Source organism: Microcystis sp. M113S1 (assembly GCF_020246945.1).
In the GTDB taxonomy this organism is placed as follows: Bacteria; Cyanobacteriota; Cyanobacteriia; order Cyanobacteriales; family Microcystaceae; genus Microcystis.
The window spans coordinates 1-3,621 of record NZ_JADBSA010000361.1; the positions used below are offsets into that span (position 1 = coordinate 1).

The 3,621-nt window shown below is 43.0% G+C and carries 4 protein-coding genes; 2 read left to right on the forward strand and 2 right to left on the reverse strand.

What is annotated here, in order from left to right; translation table 11 throughout:
- Nucleotides 1-159: 159 nt before the first annotated feature.
- On the reverse strand, nucleotides 160-792 hold the full coding sequence (locus IM319_RS18320; protein WP_287736510.1) for an HAD-IB family phosphatase: 633 nt from the start codon (nucleotides 790-792) through the stop codon (nucleotides 160-162).
- 85 nt (nucleotides 793-877) lie between these two features.
- Between IM319_RS18320 and IM319_RS18325 the strand changes: the two genes are divergently transcribed.
- On the forward strand, nucleotides 878-1,696 hold the full coding sequence (locus IM319_RS18325; protein ID WP_287736511.1) for a carbon-nitrogen hydrolase family protein: 819 nt from the start codon (nucleotides 878-880) through the stop codon (nucleotides 1,694-1,696).
- Nucleotides 1,697-1,772: 76 nt separating this feature from the next.
- Here the strand turns inward: IM319_RS18325 and IM319_RS18330 are convergent, their stop codons facing one another.
- Nucleotides 1,773-2,990, reverse strand: coding sequence for a CCA tRNA nucleotidyltransferase (locus tag IM319_RS18330; protein WP_287736512.1), 1,218 nt, complete (start codon nucleotides 2,988-2,990; stop codon nucleotides 1,773-1,775).
- A 94-nt stretch (nucleotides 2,991-3,084) separates the two neighbouring features.
- Between IM319_RS18330 and IM319_RS18335 the strand changes: the two genes are divergently transcribed.
- Nucleotides 3,085-3,333 carry a Ycf34 family protein gene (locus tag IM319_RS18335; RefSeq protein ID WP_002745598.1) on the forward strand — a complete coding sequence of 83 codons (249 nt, stop codon included), beginning with the start codon at nucleotides 3,085-3,087 and terminating at the stop codon, nucleotides 3,331-3,333.
- Nucleotides 3,334-3,621 lie beyond the last annotated feature (288 nt).

A 3,621-nucleotide genomic window follows, 5' to 3' on the forward strand; every position in this document is an offset into this window, starting at 1 on the left:
CTCAATTGTCTATCTTTTGGTATTAACCTATTTGTGCCTTAAGTCCTTCTTTATATGAATTTCAGCTACTTTTGGGCGTAGGCTCTCTTATCTAATTTTATTTTCAGTTAATTATTTGCATAACAATTACCGAAGAGCCAATTGAAGAGCCGATTTTGTCTAATCTCTCAATAACAGATATTCACGAATCTCAAAAAAGTTATCCCAAGGAATATAAGGTTGATTTTCCGCTTGCAGATAATCGATTAAACGATCCCTAGCAAAAACTAGATCGGCCCTTCTAGCCATGGTAATATCGGTAACGGAATCACCGATCGCAATAGTTTCTACTCCTGAATATTTGGCCATAATCAAGGCTTTAGCCACTAATTCTGTCTCATTTTCCCAATCGGAGTGAACTTGCAGATATTCCCCCTGAGTATGAAGATTTACCCCATAAATTGCCGTTACCTTATCTAATAGTCCCTCGCGTTTTAAGACCGTTTCAATCATGCCTTGGATACCACCGGAGATAATCATAAAAGGGATGGCTCGCTCCTGTAAAAAAGCGAGGAATTCGGCTAATCCGGGGCGAATTGGCTTGCTTTCGGCATAGGCGAGAATATCGGCGTACTTTTGGCTCGGTATCGACTCTAACAGTTGACGGACACCCCGGCGCAGACTGAGAGTACGGGCGTACATTTGGGGCATAATCTGAGCCGATAAATCGGGGGCGAATTCTTTGAGCATACCCGCAAAAGTTTCCACGGCGGTAATAGTGCCATCAAAGTCACAGAAAACAATTTTACTCATGGGGTGACAAAATATCTGAAATTGGATATAATCGAAGGTTATGATTAATTTTACAGAGATTATCTGATTCTAGAGCTTCAACCCCATGAAATCCTATCTCGCCGCCGCTATTCAAATGACCAGTCAGCCGGATTTAGAGAAAAATCTCGCTGCCGCTGAAGAATTGATCGAACTTGCCGTGGGTAAAGGGGCGGAATTAATCGGTTTACCGGAAAATTTCGCCTTTATGGGGGGAGAAACCGATAAAATCGCCCAGGCCGAGACTATTGCTCTCAAAGCCGATCAATTCCTCCGCACCATGGCCCAACGGTTTCAAGTGACCATTTTAGGGGGTGGTTTTCCCGTGCCAGTGACGGGTATTGCCGATAAAGCTTATAATACGGCTATTTTAGTCGATGGCAACGGTGCGGAATTAGCCCGTTATCAAAAAGTCCATCTCTTTGATGTCAATGTCCCGGATGGTAACACCTATCAGGAATCGAGTACAGTCATGGCAGGGATCGATTTACCGCCAATTTATGGCTCCGATAGCTTGGGAAAAATTGGCCTCTCGATTTGCTATGATGTGCGTTTTCCCGAACTCTATCGCTATTTATCGCGGCAAGGAGCCGATGTTTTATTTGTCCCCGCGGCGTTTACAGCTTTTACAGGGAAAGATCATTGGAAAGTTTTGTTACAAGCGCGAGCGATCGAGAATACTTGTTATATAATAGCCCCCGCTCAAACGGGCAATAATTACGAGCGCCGTTACACCCACGGTCACGCTATGATTATCGATCCTTGGGGTGTGGTTTTAGCTGACGCGGGGGAAGAAGCGGGAGTGGCAATTGCCGAAATTAATCCCCAACGTCTGCAACAAGTGCGACGACAAATGCCTTCCCTGCAGCATCGTGTTTTTGTTTAAAATTCGATCGAAAAATTAGTTCCCAGCGACGGGTATCAATAGGGAACAGAGCCTCACTTCTCTGTTCTCCAAACACTTATAATAACTTTTTAGCAAAATCGATCGCCTCCTGAAAAACTGTAACTTTGCCTTCAATTTGGGCAATTTGTACCTCGGTTAATAACTTACCGATAATCGGACTAGGTTTCAGGTGTAAATGGTTGATTAAATCATCGCCCCTTAATAAAGGTCGGGGATGGGCGATAATATTATGGGGATCGAGATAGGAAGTAAACAGAGAAGCGACGATATTTTTGTTAATCCCCATCGATAAAGCAAAAAGAGCAAAGACAGGAAATACTTTTCCCGTATTTAGATAAATAAAATACTGTTCCCGCAGACTTAAATTGTCTGCCTCCTTGAGGGGGGGTAAAGACTTAATTGCCGTGATTACCGTGCGAATTTCCCCACGGGAATACTTGAGATTGATTAGTTCTTTTTCCGCTTCTGCTAAAATATCCGATACCAATAGGGCTAATTTTGTCAACTGTAACTGAGAAGGGGAAAAGATAAATTTTTCTGGTAACAAAGATTCTAAAAATCCCGCTGCCGCTTCCACCCCCATAACTCGTCCCATTTTTGCGGGGGTAATCCGACGCAACCAGAGAGATAATAAGCCATCTTCCCAGGCACTTTTTAGCCATTTATTGCCACGGGAATTGAGCAAAAGGTAGTTTAGCTCGGATTGTACCCTTTCGGCGGCTACAAGGCGCAATAAAGGGGCAAGAGAACGAATAGTTACACGGGTATGGGGTTCGATCTCAAAGTCTAATTGAGCCGCTTGTCGATAGGCCCTTAATAATCTTAGGGGATCATTTTGGAGATTTTCCCGGGAAATCATCCGCAGAGATTGGCAGCCTAAATCTTTTAATCCCCCTAAAGGATCGAAAATTTCTTGGGTTTGGAGATTATAAGCGAGAGCATTAACGGTGAAATCCCGTCTTTTTAGGTCTATTTCTAGAGATTCTCCCTCCTGTTGTGCGAAATCAAGCGTACCCTGCGGAAAAACGACGCGAGCAATTTGACGAACGGCATCTAAAACCACAAAACCGGCTTTATACTGATGGGCAATAGTTTGAGCAATTTCGATCGCTTTTTCGGGAACCACAAAATCTAGGTCAATATAGTCTTTCTGACGGTTTAATAAAGCGTCTCGCACAGCACCACCGACTAAATAAGCATTTTCTGGCAATTCTTCCTGATTAATCGCAAAAACTTCTTTAACTAAACTATTTAGGTTTTTTTGACAAGACATCGACAAGAGCAGTTTACAAAAATATAATTTTGACCGGCCCCATTTGGGGAGAGACTGAGCTAGATTAACGGAAAAGACTTATAGAGTTAAACTTATGTGTATTTGTATTAACTGCTATTTTGTTGATCGCTGTCTCACCTATCATGCCGTAGAAACACAACATCAGGAACGTCATCTCACCGAGACACCGGACTTTGAAGCGAAGAACCCTTCTATTAACGTTAACATTCGCACCAAGGAAGATTATATCGAAATGGAGTGGGATGTGGTGGGTTGTGACAGCTTTTTACGGGAAACTGGTAAATGGTCTAGTTTGCGTCCGGGTGAACCAATTCCCACCTAAAATACCTGAACTTCCCCCATACATATCTACTACAAGAGCCAAAAACCCTTATCCAGCAATAGATAGACCCGTTAACTTTTCTTGCTGTACCCGTGGAATGGTGGTCATGTATGTAGAAAAAGTTCCTAACCGTTGTGTCTGGAGTGGTTTTTATCGAAAATTTGGGTTAAAACCCCGTCGTTTTACGACGGCTTTAAGCTACAATGGAAAAAGCGATAACCAAGCTAAAAACTGAACCTTGACCACAGATAGTAGGGGGTTTCGTTCAGAAAAGACTTCAAATTCGGC

What these genes read in the sequence shown, in the direction of transcription:
- IM319_RS18335 (WP_002745598.1), top strand. Translation starts at nt 3,085, where the DNA reads ATGTGTATTTGTATTAACTGCTATTTTGTTGATCGCTGTCTCACCTAT.
- IM319_RS18320 (WP_287736510.1), bottom strand. Translation starts at nt 792, where the DNA reads ATGAGTAAAATTGTTTTCTGTGACTTTGATGGCACTATTACCGCCGTG.
- IM319_RS18325 (WP_287736511.1), top strand. Translation starts at nt 878, where the DNA reads ATGAAATCCTATCTCGCCGCCGCTATTCAAATGACCAGTCAGCCGGAT.
- IM319_RS18330 (WP_287736512.1), bottom strand. Translation starts at nt 2,990, where the DNA reads ATGTCTTGTCAAAAAAACCTAAATAGTTTAGTTAAAGAAGTTTTTGCG.